General features: G+C 67.7%; 18 protein-coding genes. 17 read left to right on the top strand and 1 reads right to left on the bottom strand.

The window, feature by feature from the left end; all coding sequences use genetic code 11:
- The first annotated feature begins 1 nt into the window (after position 1).
- The 12 genes from ITJ49_RS02080 to csrA all read left to right on the top strand — a co-directional run bounded on the left by ITJ49_RS02080 (position 2) and on the right by csrA (position 10,785).
- On the top strand, positions 2–814 hold the full coding sequence (locus ITJ49_RS02080) for a motility protein A (protein WP_194600774.1): 813 nt from the start codon (positions 2–4) through the stop codon (positions 812–814).
- The gene (locus ITJ49_RS02075; protein ID WP_194600769.1) at positions 811–1,836 is read left to right on the top strand and encodes a flagellar motor protein MotB; all 1,026 of its coding nucleotides are present in this window, start codon (positions 811–813) and stop codon (positions 1,834–1,836) included. The genes ITJ49_RS02080 and ITJ49_RS02075 overlap by 4 nt, the downstream gene beginning before the upstream one ends.
- A 66-nt stretch (positions 1,837–1,902) precedes the next feature.
- A complete protein-coding gene (locus ITJ49_RS18010; protein WP_233572919.1) occupies positions 1,903–2,835 on the top strand; it encodes a flagellar motor switch protein FliM in 933 nt (310 codons plus the stop codon).
- Positions 2,832–3,530, top strand: a complete 699-nt coding sequence (fliN, locus tag ITJ49_RS02065) for a flagellar motor switch protein FliN (RefSeq protein WP_055964866.1) — start codon at positions 2,832–2,834, stop codon at positions 3,528–3,530. Before ITJ49_RS18010 ends, fliN begins: the two co-directional genes overlap by 4 nt.
- A 3-nt stretch (positions 3,531–3,533) precedes the next feature.
- Complete coding sequence (locus tag ITJ49_RS02060; RefSeq protein ID WP_194600768.1) at positions 3,534–4,034, top strand: flagellar biosynthetic protein FliO; 501 nt, start codon at positions 3,534–3,536, stop codon at positions 4,032–4,034.
- Positions 4,031–5,029, top strand: a complete 999-nt coding sequence (fliP, locus tag ITJ49_RS02055; RefSeq protein WP_228513890.1) for a flagellar type III secretion system pore protein FliP — start codon at positions 4,031–4,033, stop codon at positions 5,027–5,029. The genes ITJ49_RS02060 and fliP overlap by 4 nt, the downstream gene beginning before the upstream one ends.
- A complete protein-coding gene (gene fliQ / locus ITJ49_RS02050; RefSeq protein ID WP_055964871.1) occupies positions 5,029–5,304 on the top strand; it encodes a flagellar biosynthesis protein FliQ in 276 nt (91 codons plus the stop codon). Before fliP ends, fliQ begins: the two co-directional genes overlap by 1 nt.
- On the top strand, positions 5,304–6,065 hold the full coding sequence (locus ITJ49_RS02045; protein ID WP_194600764.1) for a flagellar biosynthetic protein FliR: 762 nt from the start codon (positions 5,304–5,306) through the stop codon (positions 6,063–6,065). Before fliQ ends, ITJ49_RS02045 begins: the two co-directional genes overlap by 1 nt.
- A complete protein-coding gene (locus ITJ49_RS02040) occupies positions 6,065–7,210 on the top strand; it encodes a flagellar biosynthesis protein FlhB (protein WP_194600761.1) in 1,146 nt (381 codons plus the stop codon). Before ITJ49_RS02045 ends, ITJ49_RS02040 begins: the two co-directional genes overlap by 1 nt.
- Before the next feature lie 47 nt (positions 7,211–7,257).
- The gene (locus tag ITJ49_RS02035) at positions 7,258–9,252 is read left to right on the top strand and encodes a flagellar biosynthesis protein FlhA (RefSeq protein ID WP_255521646.1); all 1,995 of its coding nucleotides are present in this window, start codon (positions 7,258–7,260) and stop codon (positions 9,250–9,252) included.
- A 44-nt stretch (positions 9,253–9,296) separates the two neighbouring features.
- Entirely contained in the window at positions 9,297–10,355 is a 1,059-nt protein-coding gene (locus ITJ49_RS02030) for a hypothetical protein (protein ID WP_194600757.1), read from the top strand.
- Between the two features lie 163 nt (positions 10,356–10,518).
- Positions 10,519–10,785: a carbon storage regulator CsrA gene (gene csrA, locus ITJ49_RS02025; RefSeq protein ID WP_055964882.1), complete on the top strand. Its 267-nt coding sequence runs from the start codon at positions 10,519–10,521 to the stop codon at positions 10,783–10,785.
- A 110-nt stretch (positions 10,786–10,895) separates the two neighbouring features.
- On the opposite strand, the gene ITJ49_RS02020 is transcribed toward csrA, so the two are convergent.
- Entirely contained in the window at positions 10,896–11,762 is an 867-nt protein-coding gene (locus ITJ49_RS02020) for a spermidine synthase (RefSeq protein ID WP_194600755.1), read from the bottom strand.
- A gap of 245 nt (positions 11,763–12,007) precedes the next feature.
- Between ITJ49_RS02020 and ITJ49_RS02015 the strand changes: the two genes are divergently transcribed.
- From ITJ49_RS02015 to ITJ49_RS01995, 5 genes are all read left to right on the top strand, one after another.
- Positions 12,008–13,282, top strand: a complete 1,275-nt coding sequence (locus ITJ49_RS02015) for a sensor histidine kinase (RefSeq protein WP_194600752.1) — start codon at positions 12,008–12,010, stop codon at positions 13,280–13,282.
- 178 nt (positions 13,283–13,460) lie between these two features.
- On the top strand, positions 13,461–14,288 hold the full coding sequence (locus ITJ49_RS02010) for an SDR family oxidoreductase (protein ID WP_194600749.1): 828 nt from the start codon (positions 13,461–13,463) through the stop codon (positions 14,286–14,288).
- 38 nt (positions 14,289–14,326) lie between these two features.
- A complete protein-coding gene (locus ITJ49_RS02005; RefSeq protein ID WP_194600746.1) occupies positions 14,327–14,953 on the top strand; it encodes a LysE/ArgO family amino acid transporter in 627 nt (208 codons plus the stop codon).
- A gap of 342 nt (positions 14,954–15,295) precedes the next feature.
- Entirely contained in the window at positions 15,296–18,787 is a 3,492-nt protein-coding gene (gene rpoB / locus ITJ49_RS02000) for a DNA-directed RNA polymerase subunit beta (protein ID WP_055964899.1), read from the top strand.
- Between the two features lie 42 nt (positions 18,788–18,829).
- Positions 18,830–22,711: a DNA-directed RNA polymerase subunit beta' gene (locus ITJ49_RS01995; RefSeq protein WP_194600742.1), complete on the top strand. Its 3,882-nt coding sequence runs from the start codon at positions 18,830–18,832 to the stop codon at positions 22,709–22,711.
- Positions 22,712–22,928: the final 217 nt, after the last annotated feature.

Genomic DNA, 22,928 nt, shown 5'->3' with positions numbered 1-22,928 from the left:
CATGGATCCCGCACTCCTCATCGGCGCGGTTCTCGCGTTCGGCGCCCTCGTCGGCATGATGACGATCGAGCACGTCTCGGTCATGTCCATCTTTTTGCCCGGACCGCTGCTGCTGGTCTTCGGCACGACGCTCGGCGTCGGCATCGCCTCGGGCGCCCTCAAAGACGCCATCAACTCGTTCAAGATCATCCTCCCGTCAATCCTCGCGAAGAAGTCGAACCCGGCGAAGTCGATCGAGGAGCTCGTCGCCATCTCGGAGAAGGCCCGGGCAAACGGCCTCCTCGCTCTCGAGCAGGAGGCGGAGGGCGTCGACGACCCGTTCCTCAAGGGCGCGCTACAGAGCGTGGCCGACGGCACCGACGCCGACGAGCTGCGTGAACTGCTCGAAGACGAAATCCAGGGCCGTACGGCTCAGGCCCGCCAGGGTGCGAAGTTCTTCATGAGCATGGGCGGCTACGCCCCCACCGTCGGAATCATCGGCACGGTCGTCTCGCTGACCCACGTGCTCGAGAACCTCTCCTCGCCCGACGAGCTCGGCCCGCTGATCGCCTCGGCGTTCATCGCGACCCTGTGGGGCCTCATCAGCGCCAACCTGATGTGGCTGCCGCTGGCCGGCCGCGTCAAGCGCATGATGGAGCTCGAGGTCACCCGCATGACACTGCTCATGGAGGGCGTCCTCGCCATCCAGGAGGGCACGCAGCCCCGCCTCCTCGGTGCCCGCCTCCGCGCGATGGTGCCGAAGGTCGACCTGCCCGCCGAGGGCAAGACCGTCAAGTCGACGAAGGTCGGCGACAAGGAAGACATCGCGGCATGAGTGCCCGCCGCAAGAAGGGTCACGCCGAGGAACACGGCGACGATCACCCCGACGAGCGCTGGATGGCCTCGTACATGGACATGATCACCGTGCTCATGTGCCTGTTCATCGTGCTGTTCGCGATGTCGAGCGTCGACGCCAACAAGTTCGCTGCCCTCAAGGAGTCGCTCGCCACCGGCTTCGGCCAGACCAAGTCCGAGACGGTCGACACCGCCTCCGGCACGGTCGTCAAGGCCGCCGACGCCACCAAAGAGGGCGAGGGCTACTCGGCCTCCAAGACCGACGCCAAGACGGCAACGGCGGCCAGCGGCACCGACTCGACGAACAGTGATGCCGCAGGATCCGGCCAGGCCGCCGCGAAGGCCGCCGCCGCGGTCCCTCAGACCAAGGCTCAGCAGAAGGCCAACACGAAGGCTGCCACCGCCGAGGTCGACGACCTGACCGTGATCAAGAAGGCGATCGCCGCGAAACTCGCCCAGAAGGGCCTGTCGAGAGACGTCGAGTTCGCGATCACCTCGCGCGGACTCACCGTCCGCCTCGTCGGCTCGGAGACGTTCTTCGGCTCGAACTCGGCCGACCTCTCGGGCACGGCCAAGCAGGTCATGGATGCGATCGCGCCCGTCTTGAAGACCGCGAGCCACAGCGTCTCCGTCGAGGGTCATGCCGATTCTCGTGCCTCGACTGCGCCGTACGCCACGAACTGGGAGCTCTCGGCCGCGCGGGCCACCGCGGTGCTGCGCGACCTCGTCGAGCGCGGGGGGATGCCGGGCGAGAGGATCCAGTCGGTCGGCTTCGGATCCTCGAGGCCCCTCGCGAAGGGTGACTCGGACGCCGACCTGGCTAAGAACCGGCGCGTCGACATCGTGGTCCTGTCGAACCAGAAAGACGAGGTCAACGCGCTGATCCCGAAGATCGCAGCGGCCGAGGCGGCGGCCACGGGAGCCGCACCCACGGCGTCGAAGACGACGGAGTCGACCACTGAGGAGAAGACGACGTCCACCGAAGCCGAGGGCGGCCATTAGCTCACTCGGCGAGATAATTCACAATCGTGGCTAACGCCCGGCGCGGTCCGGCCGATAAGGGTTTACGTGACCCTCCTCGATCAGACCGCCCCGAGCGTGCTCAAGCCTGCGCCCACGCGCACCGGCTCCGCCCGCTCGATCGAGGTGTACGACTTCCGTCGACCGACGACGCTGGCCCGTGAGCACTCGCGCGTGCTCGAGCTCGGCTTCGAGACGTTCGCCCGCCAGTGGGGCACGCAGCTCACCGCCAAGGTGCGTGTGCTCTCGCAGGTCACCTGCGACCAGGTCGAGATGACGACCTACGACGACTTCGCCGCGTCGCTCCCGGCGACCACGGCGATGGTGCTCTGCCCCCTCGAGGGCGTCAGCGCGAAAGCCGTTATTCAGTTCTCGTCGGCCGCCGCCCTCGGCTGGGTCACCCACATGCTGGGCGGCAACACGCACGCCTCGACAGTGCTGCCCGAGCGCAAGTTCACGCCCATCGAGCAGGCCCTCGTGCGCCGCCTCATGGACGACGCGCTCGAAGACCTCCGCTACTCGCTCGGATCCCTCCTGGTCACCCCGATCTCGGTCGGCGGATTCCAGTACAACTCGCAGTTCGCCCAGGCCGCCGCGAAGAGTGACCTCATGATCGTCGCCTCGTTCGAGATCCGCGTCGGCGAGCTCGCCACCCCGGCCACCCTCGCGCTGCCCGCCGAGATCCTCCTCCCGCAGCTCGGCGAGACGAACCCGACCTCCACGGCGCAGAACTCCAGCGAGCTCATCGACGCCCAGCTGGCTTCCGTGCCGGTCGACGTCGCCCTGCAGTTCCTCCCGGCGCAGATGCGCCCGACCGCCGTCCTCGACCTTGCGGTCGGCGACCTCATCTCCCTGCCGCACCCCGCGCACCGCCCGCTCGACATGACCGTCGGCGGCATCTCCGTCGGTCGCGCGGCCGTCGGCGCCAACGGCTCGCGCCTCGCCGGCATCATCGTCACCACCGAAGAGAGACTCGCATGACCCCGACCGTCACCGCCCTGCACGCCAGCGCGGCGAAGGCCCTCGCCGGCCTCCTGCCCTCGAGCGTCCCGCTCACGACGCAGATCGTCCAGTCCGCCCCTTACGGCGCCCTCGCCGAGGCCGTCACCGCGACGTTCGTCGGCGACGTGTCGGCCGACTTCGCCCTCGTCCACACCGACGCCTCGGGTATCGCCCCCGCCGGCCTGAACGCCAGCGACCTGCTCCGTCCCGCCCTGGAGGGAGCCGCGAACGCCCTCGGAGCCGGCGTGCTCGGCGACGTCCGCCAGGAAGACGCACAGGCGCTCGCCGCCGACCCCGACAGCATCCTCTTCGAGCTCACCGACGCCGGTCGCCCGGCCGGCTGGTTCGTCGTCCGCATCCGCGAGTTCGGCGCCGTCAACCCGGGGCAAGGATCCGCAGCGGTCCCGTTCCAGGGATCGGTCGCCGACAAGCTCGGCCGCATCAACAACGTCGAGATGGCGTTGACCGTCGAGATCGGTCGCACCCGCATGTCGGTCCGCGACGTGCTCGGCCTCGAGCCCGGCGCCGTCATCGAGCTCGACCGCTCCGCGGGCGCCCCGGCCGACGTGCTCCTCAACGGCCGCCTCATCGCCCACGGCGAGGTCGTCGTCGTCGACCAGGACTACGCCGTCCGCATCACCCAGATCCTCGACCTCGCGGACGGGCAGAACTGACCCGTGGACACCCTCTTCCTGGCCCTTCGGGTCGTCATCTCCCTCGCCGCGGTGCTGGGCCTCCTCTGGGCTATCCAGAAGAAGGTCGCCACCAAGACGGGTCGTGGCGCGAAGCAGGCCAAGCACGTCACCGTGGTCGCCCGCCAGGGTATCTCGGGCAAGGCGTCCGTCGCGGTCGTCGACGTCGAGGGTGTCCGCTACGTCCTGGGCGTGACCGAGCAGTCGGTCAGCGTCATCGGGTCGACCGTGGCGCCCGTCGACGCGACGGTCACGGCGATCTCGGCGGCTCCGGTCGCGGGGAGTGCATTCGCTGCGGTGCTCGAGCAGACGCCGGCGCCGATCGCGGTGCAGCCGGATCCTGAGCCCGTCGTTCTGAGTCCGCGGCGGGCCGCCCGCGCCGCCGCCGCAACGCCGGTCGCCGCCTCGCCGATCGCCGGTTCGATTCTCTCCGCCAGCACCTGGAAGCAGGCGGCGGCAGCCATGCGAACGCAGAAGAGGGCATGACCGCCCCGCTCCGCCGCAGCTCGTGGGTTGCGGCTCCTTCGGCCGCGCCCGGATTCGCCATGACCGCCCTCCGCCTCGGCTTCGAGCACTCGCTCGCCGGCCGCCTGGTCGGAGCAGCCAAGCCCGCCGCGCTTACGAGCCGTGTCGTCACCGCCCGCGATCGTCGCGAGCGCCTCGCCCGCGTGCTGCGCGTCGTAGCCATCGTCATCGCCGTCCTCGCCCTCGTCGTCGGCATCCTGCTGATCACCGCGAACGCCGGCCATGCCGCGCCGGTCGAGCCGACCGCGCCCGTCACCCCGACCACGCCGACCGCCCCTGCGACAACCGGCACCGGCGGCATGTCGGTCAACATCAACGGCCCCGACGGCACGCCCTCGTCCGCCGTCGTCACGCTTCTCGGCCTGACGCTGCTCAGCGTCGCCCCCGCGCTGCTGCTGATGATGACGAGTTTCACCAAGATCTTCGTCGTGCTCGCGATGACGCGGAACGCCCTCAGCCTCCAGTCGATCCCGCCGAACCAGGTCATCGCGGGCCTCGCGCTCTTTCTCAGCCTGTTCATCATGGGTCCGGTGCTGATCCACATCAACGACCTCGCCCTGCAGCCCTACCTGAGCGGCAAGATCGACTTCCAGAAGGCGATCGAGCTCGCCGAGGGGCCGCTCCGCACCTTCATGACGGCGCACACCCGTGAAGAAGACATCGCCCTGATGACCCGGGCCGCCAAGAAGGCCAACCCGGAGAACATCCAGTCGGTGCCGATGCTCACCCTCATCCCGTCGTTCATGATCTCGGAGCTCCGCGCCGCGTTCATCATCGGCTTCGTGATCTTCCTGCCGTTCCTCGTGATCGACCTCGTCGTGTCGGCCGCCCTGATGTCGATGGGCATGATGATGCTCCCGCCGGTGATGATCTCGCTGCCCTTCAAGATCCTCCTGTTCGTGCTCGTCGACGGCTGGGGCCTCATCATCAAGAGCCTGATCGAGAGCTACAACTGATGAACACCACCGGAGTCCTCGACATCGGCGTGCAGGCCCTGCTCGTCGCCGGCAAGCTCGCCGCGCCCGTGCTCATCACGGCGCTCGTGGTCGGGTTCGCGATCTCGCTGCTGCAGTCGATCACCCAGATCCAGGAGCCGACGCTCGCGTTCGTGCCGAAAGCCATCGCCGTCGCCATCGCCCTCGTCGTCTGCGGCAACTGGATGATCTCGACCATGGTGAGCTTCACCACGGCGCTGTTCGACCGGATCCCCGGTCTGCTCGGCGGTGGCTGATGGGCTTCGACTTCTCGATGGGCGCGGTCGAGGCGATCATGCTCGCCGGCGTGCGCATGGTGGCGTTCCTCGTCATCGCCCCGCCGTTCTCCTACAAGGCTATTCCGGCGCGCGTGAAGGCGATGCTGTCGGTCGGTCTCGCCATCGCGGTCTCCCCGGCGGTCGTCCCCGGTTACCAGCTGCAGACGACGGGATCCTTCTTCGTCTCGCTGGTGCTCGAGGTCGTCGCCGGGGCCGTCCTCGGCTTCCTGGTGTGGCTCGTCTTCGCGGCCGTCCAGGCGGCCGGCAGCGCGGTCGACCTCTTCGGCGGGTTCCAGCTCGCCATGGGCTACGACCCCGGTTCGCAGGTCAACGGCGCCCAATTCACCCGCCTCTTCCAGATGACCGCCCTCGTGCTGATGTTCACCTCGGGCGGCTACCAGCTGATCATCGGCGGCCTCACCCGCACCTTCGACGCCATCCCCGTCGGTGTCGGCCTCGATCTCGCCCATCCCGTGCAGCTGCTGGTGTCGACCACCACGCAGATGTTCCTCTCCACCCTGCAGATCGCCGGGCCGCTCATCGTGGTGCTCTTCCTCGCCGATGCCGGCCTCGGCCTGCTCACTCGCGTGGCGCCCGCCCTGAACGCGTTCCAGCTCGGCTACCCGCTCAAGATCATGATCACGCTCGGCCTCGCCGGCATGGTCTTCGTCGCTCTTCCGCAGATCGTCAACAGCCTCTCGAAGCAGGCCGTCGACGCGATGATGGGGGCGGTGAGCTGATGGCTGACGACAGCGGCGAAAAGACAGAGGACGCCACCGAGAAGCGGATGAAGGAGGTCCACGATAAGGGCCAACTCTCCAAATCGACCGACCTGAGCGCGTGGGTCGGCGTCGGCGCAGCTGTCATCGCCATCCCCGGCGCGATCGACCGCTCGACCGTCGCGGGCCTCCACCAGCTCATGACCCTGCAGGACGTCATCGACGACCCGACGCCCGCGCGCGCCACCGCCGCCATGATGGACGCCTTCTCGTCGATCGGCGGGATCGTCGCCCCGATGCTCGCCATCGTCGGCATCGCGGTGCTCATCACCGCCGTGGTCCAGGGCGGCATCCACTTCAAGAAGTCGATCATGAAGTTCGAGCACTTCAACCTGCTCGCAGGCATCAAGAACATGTTCGGGCTGCAGGCGCTCTGGCAGGGAGCCAAGGTGCTCCTCAAGACCGGCGTCGTCGCGCTCGTGCTCTGGATGGTCATCCAGAACCTCATGCCCGTGCTCATGACGGCCAACCTGCCGCTGGCGTCGCTGATGTCGGCCGCCGGCGGGGGAGTGTCGTCGCTCGTCGTCGCCGCGGTCGTCGCCGGTCTCGTGCTCGGCGGCCTCGACATGATCGTGGTCATGCGTCGCAACCGGAAGAAGACGCGCATGACCAAGAAAGAGATCAAAGACGAGAGCAAGTCGCAAGACGGCGATCCGCTGATCAAGCAGCAGCGTCGCTCGCGGGCCCTCGCCATGAGCCGCAACCGAATGATGTCGACCATCGCCGACGCCGACGTCGTCATGATCAACCCGACGCACGTCGCCGTCGCCCTGAAGTACGAGCCGGGCCGATCCGCACCCCGCGTCGTGGCGAAGGGCTCCGGCGAGGTCGCCCGCCGCATCCGCGAGAAGGCCGAGGCCGAGGGTGTGCCCATGGTCAAAGACATCCCGCTCGCCCGGGCCCTCCACGCCGCCTGCGAGCTGAACGACGAGATTCCGGTCGACCTCTACTCGCCCGTCGCCCGCGTCCTCACTTTCGTCATGGCCCTCAAGGCACGAGGATCCCGCGCAGCGCACGGCGTCCACACCATGCCGGGCGGCACCATCGCCGCCGCACCCGAACCTCCCGCAGCAGCACCCACCACCCTCGTTGGAGCCACCTCGTGAAGAATTTGCCGAAACTCGCAGTCCCGGTCGGCGTCGTCGGCATCGTGATGCTGCTCGTCGTCCCGGTGCCGAGCATCCTGCTCGACGTGCTGATCATCGTGAACATCCTGCTCGCGCTGGTGATCCTGCTCACGACGATGTTCGTGAAGAAGCCGATGGACTTCTCGGTGTTCCCCTCGTTGCTGCTCATCGCGACGCTCTTCCGTCTCGGCCTCAACGTCGCGTCGACCCGCCTCGTGCTCAGCCAGGGCTTCGCCGGCGACGTCATCCAGGCGTTCGGCCACGTCGCCGTCGCCGGCAGCGTCATCATCGGCGCCGTCATCTTCCTGATCCTCGTGGTCATCCAGTTCGTCGTCGTCACGAAGGGCGCCGAGCGCGTCGCCGAGGTCGGCGCGCGCTTCACTCTCGACGCGATGCCCGGCAAGCAGATGGCGATCGACGCCGACCTCAACGCCGGCCTCATCACCGACGAGATCGCCAAGCAGCGCCGGGCCGAGGTCGCCGGCGAGGCCGACTTCTACGGCGCGATGGACGGCGCCTCGAAGTTCGTGAAGGGCGACGCGATCGCCGGGATCCTGATCATCATCATCAACCTCATCGGCGGCATCGCGATGGGCGTCACCACGGGCGGTCTCGCCATCGGCGACGCGGTGCAGAAGTACGGCATCCTCACCATCGGCGACGGTCTCGTCACCCAGATCCCCGCGCTGCTGATGGCCGTCTCGACCGGCATGATCGTCACCCGCTCGAACGCCGAGTCGGACCTCGGCTCGACGGCGTCGACCCAGCTCACCCAGTCGCGCGTCGCGATCACCATCGCCGGCGTCGCAGCCCTCGCCATGGCGTTCATCCCCGGCATGCCGAAGATCCCCTTCATCATCGTCGGCGTCATGCTGCTCGTCATCGGGCAGCGCATCAAGGCCCGCACCGCCGCCGAGCAGGCCAAGGCCGAACTCGCCGCGCAGACCGCGGCGATCGCGCCCGCCGAGACGACCGACGACCTGCTCGAGCAGATGCGTGTGCACGCCCTCGAGATCCAGCTCGCCCCCGACCTCGTCGACATGGTCTCGGGCGCCTCCGACGACCTCCTCGGCCGCGTCAAGGCGCTGCGCCGCAAGATCGCGATGGAGCTCGGAGTCGTCGTGCCGCCGGTGCGCACCCGCGACAGCGTCGAGCTGCCGCCGTCGACCTACGCGATCCGGATCGCCGGTGTCGAGGCGGGCCGCGGCATCGCTCCCGCCGGAAAAGTGCTCGCTCTCGGCGACTACCTCGACGCGCTCCCCGGCGTCTCGACCGTCGAGCCGGTCTTCGGCCTCGCCGGCAAGTGGATCCCCGCCGAGATGCGGCACTCCGCCGAGATGACCGGCGCGACCGTGATCGACCGCGTCTCGGTGCTGGTCACCCACCTGTCGTCGATGATCTCCGACAACGCGGCCCGCCTGCTCAGCCGCGAAGACGTGCGCGTGCTGGTCGAGGGCGTGAAGACGGTCAATGCGCCGGCCGTCGACGAGCTCATCCCGTCGATGCTGAGCATGGCCGAACTGCAGCGCGTGCTCCAGGGCCTCCTGCAGGAGCAGATCCCCATCAACGACCTCGGCCGCATCTGCGAGGCGCTGACCCTCCGCGCCAAGGTGTCGAGCGACCCCGAGGGTCTGATCGAGGCGGCTCGGGCGGCGCTCGGCCCGGCGCTCGCCGCCCAGTATCTCGACGGCGCCATCCTCCGCGTCATCATGATCGACCCCGTGCTCGAGCAGTCGCTGCTCGAGGGGCTGCGTCCGTCCGAGAACGGCACCCAGATCCTCCTCGACGCGAACCGCATCGAGATGATCCTCGGCTCGCTCAAGGCGCAGGTGCAGAACGTCGAGGCCTCGGGGCTCTCGGCCGTGCTGGTCTGCGCGCCGGCCCTTCGCCCCGCGATCCGCCGTCTCGTCTCGGCCCAGACCGGCGGTCTGCCGGTGCTGTCGTACCAGGAGGCCACGGCCGGACACGTCACGATCGAGACCGTCGGCGTCGTGCGCGGCGCCGACTCGCTCGCGGCCTGACCGGTGGGCTTCCGGGGTCGCGGAGGTCGTGAGAGGCTGACTCCATGACCGGCCAGCGCATCGTCCTGAAGGGCAAGACCCTCGACGAGATCGCCGCTCGCGTCCGCAGCGAGCACGGCCCGAGGGCCCGGATCGTCGCGGCCGAACGGGTCACCTCGGGCGGTCTCGGCATCGCCGGGCTGTTCTCGAAGCGCTACGTCGAGGCGACGGTCGAGCTTCCCGAGCGCGGCCGCCGGGCGGCACCGACGAAGGATCCAGCCCGACCCCTCACCGGCCCCGACGCCGAGCGCGCCTTCACGCCGACCCCGGCCCAGCGCGTCGGGCTCGCCGCTCTGCTGGCCGACGCCGAAGAGGCCGAGGACGGTTTCGCGCAGAAGTCCGCGTCGGGCTCCTCGGCGGGCACGGGTGCGCCCGCCGCTGCCGGGTCGCCCGCGTTCGCCGCTCCGGAGCCCGAGCCCGCGGTCTCCACCCGGTCGGGAGCATTCGCCGACCTCATGGACGATCTCGCCTTCAACGGCGTCGCGCCCGCGATCACGGAGCCGAGCGCTCCCGCCGGGCCGGCCCCGTCGGATCCTCTGTTCGCCGTTCCGATCAGGCCCGCGCCGACCGGCCGCGGCCGTCGTGCCGCCGCTGCTGCCGCGGGCCCGCTCGCCCCGTCGCTGCTCGAGGGCCCGGGCGACCTCGTGGTCGTCGTCGGCGAGCGCCCCGACACCTCCGCCACGGTCCAGGCCATGGCCGAGGGGTCGAGCCGCACCAGGGCGGCGGTGCGAGTGGCCGGCACCTGCGCCGACGGCCGGTTCGTCGCCGTCTCGGATCGTCGGGGTGCCCTCGACGCGCGCGCCTCCGGGGTCGAGCTCGACCGGGCCACGCTCGTCGCCGTGGGGTGGGATTCCCGCGCCGCCGACATTGTCCGGGATCTGGCGCCCGATCAGATCTGGGTCGTCGTCGACGCCGCCCGAAAGCACGCCGACACCGAGCGGTTCGTCGCCCTGGTCACGGCCGTGATCGACGCCGACGGTCTCGCCGTGACCGGGATCGCCGAGACGTCGAGCCCCGACACGGTGCGCGCGCTCGGCCTGCCGGTCGGGTGGGCCGACGCGTAGCTGCTGTGCTGCCGCAGCGCGCGCTCGGCCTGCCGGTCGGGTGGGCCGACGCGTAGCTGCTGTGCTGCCGCGCGGCGTCGTACGGACTGCCGCTCGTGCCGCGGCCCGTCGCTCGGTCCGCACGGCGTCTTGCGGCAGCGCCCCGCGCCGGTAGTCTTGCGGGATGCTGGTGCTTACGCGCAAGGTCGGGGAGAGGATCCTCATCGGTGACGACATCGTCCTCACCATCCTCGATTCCCGTGGCGACGGCATCCGCGTCGGCATCGACGCCCCCCGCGGCATCAAGGTGCAGCGCGAAGAGGTCGTCCGTGCGGTGACCGAGGCCAACGCCGAGGCGGCCGCGGCTTCCGACGACGCCGAAGCGCGCCTGCTCGACCTGCTGGGCGACAAGCCGGCCCCCGACGCTCCGCCCGCGCCCGACTCGAAGTAGCCCCGCCTCTCCTTCAAATTCGAAGGAGAAACCTCGCTCGGCCGACGAATTCTCGCGGATCCGAGCCTGCAGGCGCGCATTTTTCCTTCGAATTTGCCTCGGCCCCGCCGCTAGCGCCCCCCGAACACCGACCGCGACGGCTCCGGCGACGGCACGGCGGTCGCATCCGTCACAACCGGCGCCCCCGCGATGAAGTCGCGCAGCTCGCGCCCGGCCACGACTTTCGCCGGCAGCGGATCCGCCGAATACACCCGCGGCATCTCGCCCAGCGGCAGTTCGGCGTGCGACCCGATGAGTACCACGTTGCCGAACCGGCGCCCCTTGAGCGTGCCCGGATCGGCGACGGCCGCGACGTGCTCGAACACCGTCGCCAGTGTCGACGCCTGGCCGCGCGCGAACGCGAGGCCGGCTCCGTCGGCCGAATTGACCACGAGGATCCCACGCGGAGACAGAAAAGCCGCAGCCGCCGTGTAGAACTCGAGCGAGGTGACGTGGGCGGGGATCCTCGATCCGCCGAAGACGTCGACCACCAGCAGGTCGACGGTGCCGCGCAGGCCGGCCGGGAGCTTCTCCATCACGGCGCGGGCGTCGCCGTACCGGACCCGGATCGAGGCTCCGCGCGGAAAGGGCAGCTCGGCCCGCACCAGGTCGATCAGATCCTGCTCGAGCTCGATCACCTGCTGGCGGGAGCCCGGCCGCATCGCCTCCACGTAGCGCGGCAGGGTGAGGGCGCCGCCGCCCAGATGGAGGGCGGTGATCGGGCCGTCCGGCAGCGTATCGATGGCGTGACCGATGCGGCGCACGTACTCGAAGACGAGGTGGGTCGGATCCTCGAGGTCGACGTGCGACTGCGGCGTCCCGTCGACGACGAGCGTGAACGAGCCGGGGCTGTACTTGTCGGGGTCGATCCGCGCCTGGCCCGCTCCGATGGTGATCTCGGAGGGCGCGTCGGAGTCGGGCGAGGAGGGGGAGGCCATGTGCCTAGCCTGCCACGCGGTGCGGATCTCCACCCTGGCCACCGGGGTCTCCACCCTGCGCGCCGATCGCCCTCGCCTGAGCATCGATCGCCGAGACGACACGCCCCACGTACCCCCAATAGACGTGCGTTTTGCGCCTCGGGCTCCTCACCAGTCCTCTCGCCGATTAGTGTTCGAACCGTCCGGTAATCTGACCGGCCAGTCAGCTCGACCCGCTCCCCGCCACCCATTCCCGTGAGAACCGCATGACCGTCCCCGTGTCCGCGCCTGTGACTGCGCCTCCGACCGCGCTCGCGCTCGGCGAGCCGACGCTCGAGCGCCCGTCCGCGCGCCGGGGACCCAAGCCCGTTACGGGCCTGCTGATCGAGCGCATCCTGAGTCGCAGCCTCGCGATCTTCTGTCTCGTGTTCGGCGGGCAGGCGATCCCCTTCGTGCTTCAGCAGCGAGACGAGCTCGAACCGGTGTGGATGATCGTGCTCGTCGTCGCGCTGTACGGTTCGTTCGCCGTGATGGCCGTGATCGGACTTCTGGGCCGGAGCATCGTCCTCGCCTCGACCTTCGTGTCGCTCGCCTATCTCGCCGCTCTCATCACCTGGCCGTTCGCGACTCTCGACCACACCGTGGTGCAGAGTTCGGTGCCCTGGCTCTGGTACATCTGCAACCTGGTCATGGCCGCCGCCGTGTCGGCATTCGTGACGTGGATCGCCGCGGTCTACGTGGTCGTGGTGCCGGCCATCTTCTTCGTCGTGCGGCAGACGCCGTCGGGGGGTAACGGCGCCGCCGACCACGCCCTCCTCGAGAGCTTCTACGCGTTCCTGCTCGGTGCGGCCATCCTGATCCTCGTCACCCTGCTCCGGCGTGCAGCGGCTGCCGTCGATTCCGCCCAGTCTGCGGCCGTTCTCCGATACGGCGATGCCGTCCGGCAGCACGCAATCGAGGTGGAGCGCGTCGAGGTCGACGCGATCGTGCACGACGGGGTGCTCACGACGCTGCTGTCCGCGGCCAAGGCCGATACGACCGCCGCACGCGGGCTCGCTGCCTCGATGGCGCGAGCGAGCATGGCCCGGCTGACGTCGCTCACCGCCGAGACGCCCACCGGGGATCGGCCCGTCCTCTTCGCCGAAGTGCGCCATCGGCTCGCCGCCACACTGATGACGCTCGACCCGACAGCGGAGCTCACGCCCGCCGACGAGATCCCCGCCGTGCTGCTGCCGGCCGACGTCGTCGAGACCCTCGCCGATGCGGCGAGCCAGGCCCTGGTCAACAGCTGTCAGCACGCCGGCCCCGGGGCGTCCCGGCTCGTCGATATCCGGGTGATGAACGGTGCGGCGCAGATCACGGTCATCGATGACGGCGTCGGATTCGACACCTCGATCCCGTCGGAGCGGCTCGGCGTCCGGGTCTCCATCCTGGAGCGCGCGCGCAACGTCGGGGCAGAGGCCTCGATCCGCAGCGCTCCCGGCTCGGGCACTCGCGTGACGCTCCGCTTTCCGGTGCCGGCGAGCGCCCTCCTGTCCTGACCCCGCTCCGCTGACCGCCCCGCTCGCCCCGTCCCGTCCCGTCCCGTCCCGTCCCAAATTTGAAGGAAAAACGCGCGGTCGGCAACGAAAAATCAAGGATCCGACGGGGTCACGCGGCCGTTTCTCCTTCGAATTCGGGAACGCGCCACCGAGCCGCCCGACTCGGTACCATCGGCGAATGGCCTCCCACCGCAGCTCTTCTGCCGCTCGCCCCAGCGCGGCCCGCCGCCTGACGACCGCCCGCACGGCCCTCGTCACCGGCGCCTCCACCGGCATCGGCGCCGACTTCGCGCGCCGTCTTGCGAGCGACGGCCTCGACCTGGTGCTCGTCGCTCGCAGTGCCGACAAGCTTGAGGCGCTCGCCGAATCCATCCGCTCCGATTCGGGGCGTCACGTCACCGTTCTCGCCCGCGACCTGGGCCGGTCGGGGGCCGCCGCCTCCCTCGTCGACGAGGTCGACGCGCTCGGCATCGAGGTCGACTTCCTGCTCAACAACGCTGGATTCGGCACCCACGGACCAGTCGCCCTGGCCGACCCCGACCGGCTGAGCGACGAGATCCGCCTGAACTGCGAGGTGCTGACCGAGCTCAGCCAGCGCTTCCTGCCCGGCATGATGTCTCGCCGCCGCGGCACCATCGTCAACGTCGCGAGCAACGCGGCGTTCCAGCCGTTGCCGCAGATGGCCGTGTACGGAGCGACGAAGGCTTACGTGCTCTCGTTCACCGAGGCGCTCTGGCATGAGACGCAGGGCACCGGGGTGCGGGTGCTCGCCCTCTGCCCCGGGCCGACCGAAACACCCTTCTTCGCTATCGCGGGAGAAGATTTCGCCCGCACCAAGCGCACCACCGCCCAGCTGATCGACACCGCCAAGCGCGCTCTGGCCGACGGACGACCGAGCGTCGTCGACGGCACCTACAACGCTCTCCTCGCCCGGGTCGGCGTGCGCTTCCTGCCGAAGCGGGTCGCACTCTGGGCTGCGGCGAAGACGGTGGGCTCCCGCTCCTGACCTGCGCGTCCGGTCGCTGAAGCCTCTACGGTGACTCCGTGCACCTCCTTCCCGCGCTCTTCGGACTCCTCACCGGCCTCTCGCTCATCGTGGCCATCGGCGCGCAGAACGCGTTCGTGCTGCGCACCGGCATCGATGGTCGGTTCGGCGTCGTCGCCCCGGTCGTCGTGATCTGCGCCGTCTCGGATGCAGTGCTCATCGTCGCGGGCGTCGTCGGGGTCGGCGCGCTCGTCGAGGCGGCGCCGGCCGCACTGGTCGTGATCCGAGTCGTCGGGGCGGCCTTCCTCCTCGGCTACGGGCTCCTTGCCGCGAGGCGCGTGTTCCGCCCGGCTGTACTCCTGGCGTCCGACGCGTCCGACGCGTCGACCGGGCTGTCGGCGCGACGGGCCGTGCTGACCGCCCTCGCGCTCACCTGGCTGAACCCGCACGTGTACCTCGACACGATCGTGTTCCTCGGGTCGGTCGCCAACCGTCAAGGCCCCGACGAGCGCTGGTGGTGGGCCGCGGGGGCAGTGCTGGCGAGCTGCCTCTGGTTCGCCGGGCTCGGGTTCGGTGCGCGGAGCCTTCGCCCCGTCTTCGCCCGCCCATCGGCCTGGCGGGTGCTCGACGCCCTGATCGCCGTCGTCATGATCGCGCTGGGTCTGCGGCTGGCCCTCGGCGCCTGACGCTTCGGCCCGGATCTGCCCACCGCGCGACGCTTATACCGGTCGATGAGAAAAAGGTCAACGACCCCACTGGACAGGGCGCGTCACACCCACATATACTTGATCTTTGCGCTCCCCATGCTTTCAGACGTCATATTGCGGTCGACTGAGGTGCTTCGAGACTGTGTTAGCTGACACGGTCGCTGTGTCGGTTCACGCCGCCACCGAGGTGGATGTTTTGTCTGAGGTCTCGGCCTCCCGACACCTGGCGAGCTCCACTCCACACAACCACAACGTACTGTCCCAACAGACGACACGTCCCAACAGACGACAGGGCCCTATGGGTCCACGGAGGTAGTTTCCTTGGCTGCTGCGCCCAACGCACAAACCAACTCACCCAAGAACGGCCGCGCCGCATCACGGCTTTCGTTCGCGAAGATCACCGACACGCTCACGGTCCCCGACCTGCTGGCGCTTCAGACGGAGAGCTTCGACTGGCTGGTCGGCAACGACGTGTGGAAGGGGCGACTGGCCGATGGCCAGGCTGCCGGCCGCACCGACCTCGCCGTCAACTCCGGCCTGGAAGAGATCTTCGAAGAGATCTCGCCGATCGAAGACCTCGGCGAGACGATGCAGCTCTCGTTCACGGCTCCCGAGCTCGAAGAGCCCAAGTACTCCATCGACGAGTGCAAGGAGCGCGGCAAGACCTACGCGGCTCCTCTCTACGTCAACGCCGAGTTCATGAACCACCTCACCGGTGAGATCAAGACGCAGACCGTGTTCATGGGCGACTTCCCGCTCATGACCGAGCGAGGCACCTTCATCATCAACGGCACCGAGCGTGTCGTCGTGTCGCAGCTCGTCCGTTCGCCCGGCGTCTACTTCGACCGCACCCCCGAGAAGACCTCCGATAAAGACGTCTACTCGTCGCGCATCATCCCGAGCCGCGGTGCCTGGCTCGAGTTCGAGATCGACAAGCGCGACCAGGTCGGTGTCCGCATCGACCGCAAGCGCAAGCAGAGCGTCACCGTGTTCCTCAAGGCCCTCGGCCTCACGAGCGAAGACATCGCCGAGCAGTTCAAGGGCTTCGCCTCGATCGAGGCCACTCTCGAGAAAGACACGGTCCTCACCAAAGAAGAGGCCCTCAAAGACATCTACCGCAAGCTCCGCCCGGGCGAGCAGGTGGCTGCCGAGGCTGCGCGTGCGCTCCTCGACAACTTCTACTTCAACCCGAAGCGCTACGACCTGGCGAAGGTGGGTCGTTACAAGATCAACCGCAAGCTGGGCATGGACGCCCCGCTGACCGACTCGGTGCTGACCGTCGACGACATCGTCGCCACGATCAAGTACCTCGTCTCGCTCCACGCCGAGCAGAAGACGATCAGCGGCACCCGCGACGGCAACCCGGTCGAGATTCGTCTCGACATCGACGACATCGACCACTTCGGCAACCGTCGTATCCGCGCCGTCGGCGAGCTCATCCAGAACCAGGTCCGCACCGGTCTCTCCCGTATGGAGCGCGTCGTCCGCGAGCGCATGACCACGCAAGACATCGAAGCGATCACCCCGCAGACCCTGATCAACGTGCGCCCCGTCGTCGCCGCGATCAAGGAGTTCTTCGGAACCTCGCAGCTGTCGCAGTTCATGGACCAGAACAACCCGCTCTCGGGTCTGACTCACAAGCGCCGTCTCTCGGCTCTCGGCCCCGGTGGTCTGAGCCGCGAGCGCGCCGGTGTCGAGGTTCGCGACGTTCACCCGTCGCACTACGGCCGCATGTGCCCCATCGAGACCCCGGAAGGCCCGAACATCGGTCTGATCGGCTCGCTGGCGTCCTTCGCGCGCATCAACTCGTTCGGCTTCATCGAGACGCCGTACCGTCGTGTCAGCAAGGGCAATGTCACCACGACGATCGACTACCTGACCGCCAGCGAAGAAGACGACTACGTCGTCGCCCAGGCGAACGCACCCCTCAACGACAAGTTCGACTTCGTCGACGACAAGGTGCTCGTCCGTAAAAAGGGCGGCGAGGTCGAGCTCGTCGACAAAGACGAGGTCGACTACATGGACGTCTCGCCGCGCCAGATGGTGTCGGTCGCTACGTCGCTCATCCCGTTCCTCGAGCACGACGACGCGAACCGCGCCCTCATGGGTGCCAACATGCAGCGCCAGGCTGTCCCGCTCGTTCGCAGCGAGTCGCCGCTCGTCGGTACCGGCATGGAGGGCTACACGGCCATCGACGCCGGCGACGTGGTCACGACCGACAAGGCCGGTGTGGTCCTCGAGGTCTCGGCCGACGTCGTCACCGTGCAGCTCGACGAGGGTGGCACGCAGGATTACTACCTGCGTAAGTTCGACCGCTCCAACCAGGGTGCGTCGTACAACCACCGCGTCATCGTCGAGGCCGGCCAGCGTGTCGAGGTCGGTGAGGTTCTCGCCGACGGTCCCGCAACCGAGAACGGCGAGCTCGCGCTCGGCAAGAACCTCCTCGTGGCGTTCATGCCGTGGGAGGGCTACAACTACGAAGACGCGATGATCTTGAGCCAGAACCTGGTGAAAGACGACACGCTCTCCTCGATCCACATCGAGGAGTACGAGGTCGACGCCCGCGACACCAAGCTCGGCAAGGAGGAGATCACCCGCGACCTCCCCAACGTCAGCCCGGATCTGCTGGCCGACCTCGACGAGCGTGGCATCATCCGCATCGGTGCCGAGGTTCGCCCCGGCGACATCCTCGTCGGCAAGGTCACGCCGAAGGGCGAGACCGAGCTCAGCGCCGAGGAGCGCCTGCTCCGTGCGATCTTTAACGAGAAGAGCCGCGAGGTCCGCGACACCTCACTGAAGGTGCCTCACGGCGAGCAGGGCACGATCATTGGCGTCAAGGTCTTCGACTCGCAGGATGGCGACGACGAGCTCGGCTCGGGCGTCAACCAGCGCGTTGTCGTCTTCATCGCCCAGAAGCGCAAGATCACCGCGGGCGACAAGCTCGCGGGTCGTCACGGCAACAAGGGCGTCATCTCCACGATCCTCCCGATCGAAGACATGCCGTTCCTCGCCGACGGAACCCCCGTCGACATCGTCCTCAACCCGCTGGGTGTTCCCGGTCGAATGAACTTCGGCCAGGTGCTCGAAATCCACCTCGGGTGGATCGCCAAGCAGGGCTGGAACGTCGACGGAATCCAAGAGTGGGCCAACAACCTTCCCGAGCACGCCCTCCAGGCGGCGCCCGGCACGAAGGTCGCCACCCCGGTGTTCGACGGTGCATCCGAAGACGAGATCGCCGGTCTGCTCGACTCCACGCTGGTCAACCGCGACGGCGAGCGCCTCATCGGCTCGTCCGGTAAGGCCCAGCTGTTCGATGGCCGTTCCGGTGAGCCCTTCCCCGAGCCCGTCTCGGTCGGCTACATGTACATCCTGAAGCTGCACCACCTGGTCGACGACAAGATCCACGCTCGTTCGACCGGCCCGTACTCGATGATCACGCAGCAGCCGCTGGGTGGTAAGGCGCAGTTCGGTGGTCAGCGATTCGGTGAGATGGAGGTCTGGGCCCTCGAGGCCTACGGAGCCGCTTACGCGCTCCAGGAGCTCCTGACCATCAAGTCCGACGACATCCTCGGCCGCGTCAAGGTCTACGAGGCAATCGTCAAGGGTGAGAACATCCAGGAGCCCGGCATCCCCGAGAGCTTCAAGGTCCTCATCAAAGAGATGCAGTCGCTCTGCCTGAACGTCGAGGTCCTCTCGGCCGACGGTCAGACGGTCAGCCTGCGCGACAACGACGACGAGGTGTTCCGCGCTGCGGAAGAGCTCGGCATCAACATCTCTTCTCGCTTCGAATCGTCGAACATCGACGAGATCTAAGCCTCACCCTCTCAAAGACACTTTTCGAAAAAGGGATAAACATTGCTCGAAGCAACAACTTTCGATGAGCTGCGGATCGGTCTCGCTACGGCTGAGAACATCCGCGCCTGGTCGCACGGTGAGGTCAAGAAGCCGGAAACCATCAACTACCGCACGCTCAAGCCCGAGAAAGACGGCCTCTTCGGAGAGCAGATCTTCGGGCCCAGCCGCGACTGGGAGTGCGCCTGCGGTAAGTACAAGCGAGTCCGATTCAAAGGAATCGTCTGCGAGCGCTGCGGCGTCGAGGTCACCAAGTCCTCGGTCCGACGCGAGCGCATGGGCCACATCGAGCTCGCCGCACCCGTCACGCACATCTGGTACTTCAAGGGTGTTCCGTCGCGTCTCGGCTACCTGCTCGACATGGCGCCGAAAGACCTCGAGAAGGTCATCTACTTCGCCGCCTACATGGTCATCTCGATCGACGACGAGGGTCGTCACGCTGACATGCCGGGTCTTGAAAACGAGCTCCGTCTCGAGATCAAGCAGCTCGAGTCGCAGCGCGACACCCGCATCGCCGACCGTCTGAAGAAGCTCGAAGACGACCTGGCCGCCCTGGAGGCGGAAGGCGCCAAGAGCGACCAGAAGCGTCGTGCAAAAGACGGTGCCGAGAAGGAGATGTCGCAGACGCGCAAGGCGTTCGACGAAGACATCAACCGTCTCGAGCGCGTCTGGGAAGACTTCCGCACCCTCAAGGTCGGCGACCTGAAGCCGGAAGACGCCGTCTTCCACGAGCTCCAGGACCGCTTCGGCATCTACTTCGAGGCCCACATGGGCGCCGAGGCGATCCAGAAGCGTCTCCAGTCGTTCGACCTCGAGGCCGAGGCCGAGATCCTCCACGACCAGATCGCGAACGGCAAGGGTCAGAAGAAGATCCGCGCCATCAAGCGTCTCCGTGTCGTGTCGTCGTTCCTGTCGACCGGCAACTCACCGGCCGCCATGGTCCTCGAGGTCGTCCCGGTCATCCCGCCCGAGCTCCGCCCCATGGTGCAGCTCGACGGTGGCCGTTTCGCCACCTCCGACCTCAACGACCTCTACCGTCGTGTGATCAACCGCAACAACCGTCTTCGTCGTCTGCTCGACCTCGGTGCTCCCGAGATCATCGTCAACAACGAGAAGCGGATGCTGCAGGAGGCCGTCGACGCACTGTTCGACAACGGCCGCCGTGGTCGCCCCGTCACGGGTACCGGCAACCGCGCCCTGAAGTCCCTGAGCGACATGCTCAAGGGAAAGCAGGGTCGTTTCCGCCAGAACCTCCTCGGAAAGCGCGTCGACTACTCGGGTCGTTCCGTCATCATCGTCGGACCGACGCTGAAGCTGCACCAGTGCGGTCTGCCCAAGCAGATGGCTCTCGAGCTCTTCAAGCCGTTCGTCATCAAGCGCCTCATCGACCTCAGCCACGCTCAGAACATCAAGAGCGCCAAGCGCATGGTCGAGCGTTCGCGCCCGCAGGTGTGGGACGTCCTCGAAGAGATCATCCGCGAGCGTCCGGTTCTGCTGAACCGCGCGCCCACGCTGCACCGTCTCGGCATCCAGGCCTTCGAGCCTCTCCTCGTCGAGGGCAAGGCCATCCAGCTGCACCCGCTCGTCTGCGCGGCGTTCAACGCCGACTTCGACGGCGACCAGATGGCTGTCCACCTCCCGCTGAGCGTCGAGGCCCAGGCCGAGGCCCGCATCCTGATGCTGGCGTCGAATAACATCCTGAAGCCGTCCGACGGTCGTCCGGTGACCCTGCCCGCACAGGACATGATCATCGGTCTGCACCACCTGACGACGGTCACCGAGGGTGCCACGGGTGAGGGCCGCGCGTTCTCGTCCGTCTCCGAGGCCATCCTGGCCAAGGATCAGCACTCGCTCGACCTCAACGCCGTCGTGAAGATCCGCATCCCGGGTCTGACCTTCGCCGAGGGCGACGCTCCCGCCGGTTACGTCGAGGGTGACACCACCCTGGTCGAGACCACTCTGGGTCGCGCCATCTTCAACGAGGCTCTCCCCGAGGACTACCCGTTCGTCCAGGAGGTCACCGACAAGGGCGTCCTCTCGACGATCGTCAACGACCTCGCCGAGCGTTACCCTAAGGTCGCCGTCGCGGCAGCTCTCGACAACATCAAAGACGCGGGCTTCTACTGGGCCTCGCGTTCCGGTGTCACCGTTGCTCTCTCCGACATCCTCACGCCTCCCGGCAAGCCGGAGATCGTCGCGGGTTACGAGAAGCAGGCTGCGGCTGTGCAGGGCGAGTTCGACAAGGGCCTCATCTCCGACGCCGAGCGTCGCGCCGACCTGATCAAGATCTGGACGGAGGCGACCAACGAGGTCGCTGCTGCGATGCGTGCGAACTTCCCGAAGAACAACACCATCAACCGCATGGTGACGTCGGGTGCTCGTGGTAACTGGCTGCAGGTCCGCAACATCGCGGGTATGCGTGGTCTGGTGAACAACCCGAAGGGTGACATCATCCCTCGTCCTATCATCTCCTCGTACCGCGAGGGTCTGTCGGTCGCCGAGTACTTCATCGCGACGCACGGTGCTCGTAAGGGTCTGGCCGACACGGCTCTCCGTACGGCCGACTCGGGTTACCTGACTCGTCGTCTCGTCGACGTCTCGCAGGACGTCATCATCCGCGAAGACGATTGCGGTACCTCGCGCGGTCTCGAGATGCCCATCGCTGCTCCTGGCACCGACGGCGTCCTGGTCCGCGATGCAACGGTCGAGAACACCGTCTACGCCCGCACCCTGTCGGCCGACGCGGTCGACCCCAAGGGCACGGTCGTCGCCGAGGCCGGCGCCGATGTCGGAGACGTCCTGATCGACCAGCTGGTCGCCGCGGGTGTCGAGACCATTAAGGTGCGCTCCGTCCTCACGTGTGAGTCGGCCGTCGGTGTCTGCGCGAAGTGCTACGGACGTTCGCTCGCAACCGGCAACCTCGTCGACATCGGAGAGGCCGTCGGCATCATCGCGGCCCAGTCGATCGGTGAGCCTGGCACGCAGCTGACCATGCGTACCTTCCACACCGGTGGTTCGGCTTCGGCTGACGACATCACGCAGGGTCTTCCCCGCGTGACGGAGCTCTTCGAGGCCCGTACCCCCAAGGGTGCGTCGCCGATCGCCGACAGCGCCGGCCGTGTGCAGATCGAAGACACCGATCGTGCACGTCGCGTGATCCTCACGCCCGACAACGGCGACGAGCCGGTGATCTACCCGGTGCTCAAGCGTTCGACCCTTCTCATCGAAGACGGTCAGCACGTCGAGCTCGGTCAGCAGATCATCGCCGGTGCGGTCGACCCGAAGGAGGTCCTGCGAGTCAAGGGCGTCCGTGCGGTTCAGCAGCACCTCGTCGGTGGCGTCCAAGACGTCTACCGCTCGCAGGGTGTGCCGATCCACGACAAGCACATCGAGGTCATCGTTCGTCAGATGCTCCGCAAGGTCACCGTCGTCGACCACGCCGACACCGACCTGCTCCCCGGTGAGCTCGTCGACCGGATGCGCTACAACGAGATCAACCGTGCGGCTCTGACCGAGGGCAAGAAGACGGCTTCGGCTCGTCAGGAGGTCCTCGGAATCACCAAGGCCTCGCTCGCGACTGAGTCGTGGCTGTCGGCCGCTTCCTTCCAGGAGACCACGCGTGTGCTCACGCAGGCCGCCATGGAGGGCAAGTCCGACCCGCTGATGGGCTTGAAAGAGAACGTCATCATCGGAAAGCTGATCCCGGCCGGTACCGGCCTCAGCCGTTACCGCGACGTGGCCGTCGAGGCCACCGAAGAGGCAAAGGCCGAGCGCTACCCGAACCGTGTCTTCACCGACGACGCGTCGTTCAACGAGGCTGACCTCAGCTTCGTCGACTTCGACTCGTTCTCGAGCGACGACTTCACGCCGGGTACGTACAACTAACGAGCAGCACAGTCAGGGCCCCGTCGCGTCATGCGGCGGGGCCCTCTCTCGTTAACCGATGCCATCAGCCAGAGATAATATGTTGTATGTCATGATTGGCTTTCCTGGTGTCGCGTTGTCCGTGCGGTACCTGGTCCTCTCAGAGAATGCACCTGGTCGCCAGTGGTGCCTCATCGCCTCGAGCGACGCCACCGACCGTGATCCTTTCGCTTTCTCG

This window comes from Frondihabitans sp. VKM Ac-2883, assembly GCF_015350875.1.
GTDB lineage: Bacteria > Actinomycetota > Actinomycetes > Actinomycetales > Microbacteriaceae > Frondihabitans.
Note: the sequence above shows the minus strand (reverse complement) of the source record. Positions and strands in the feature narration are given on the sequence as shown.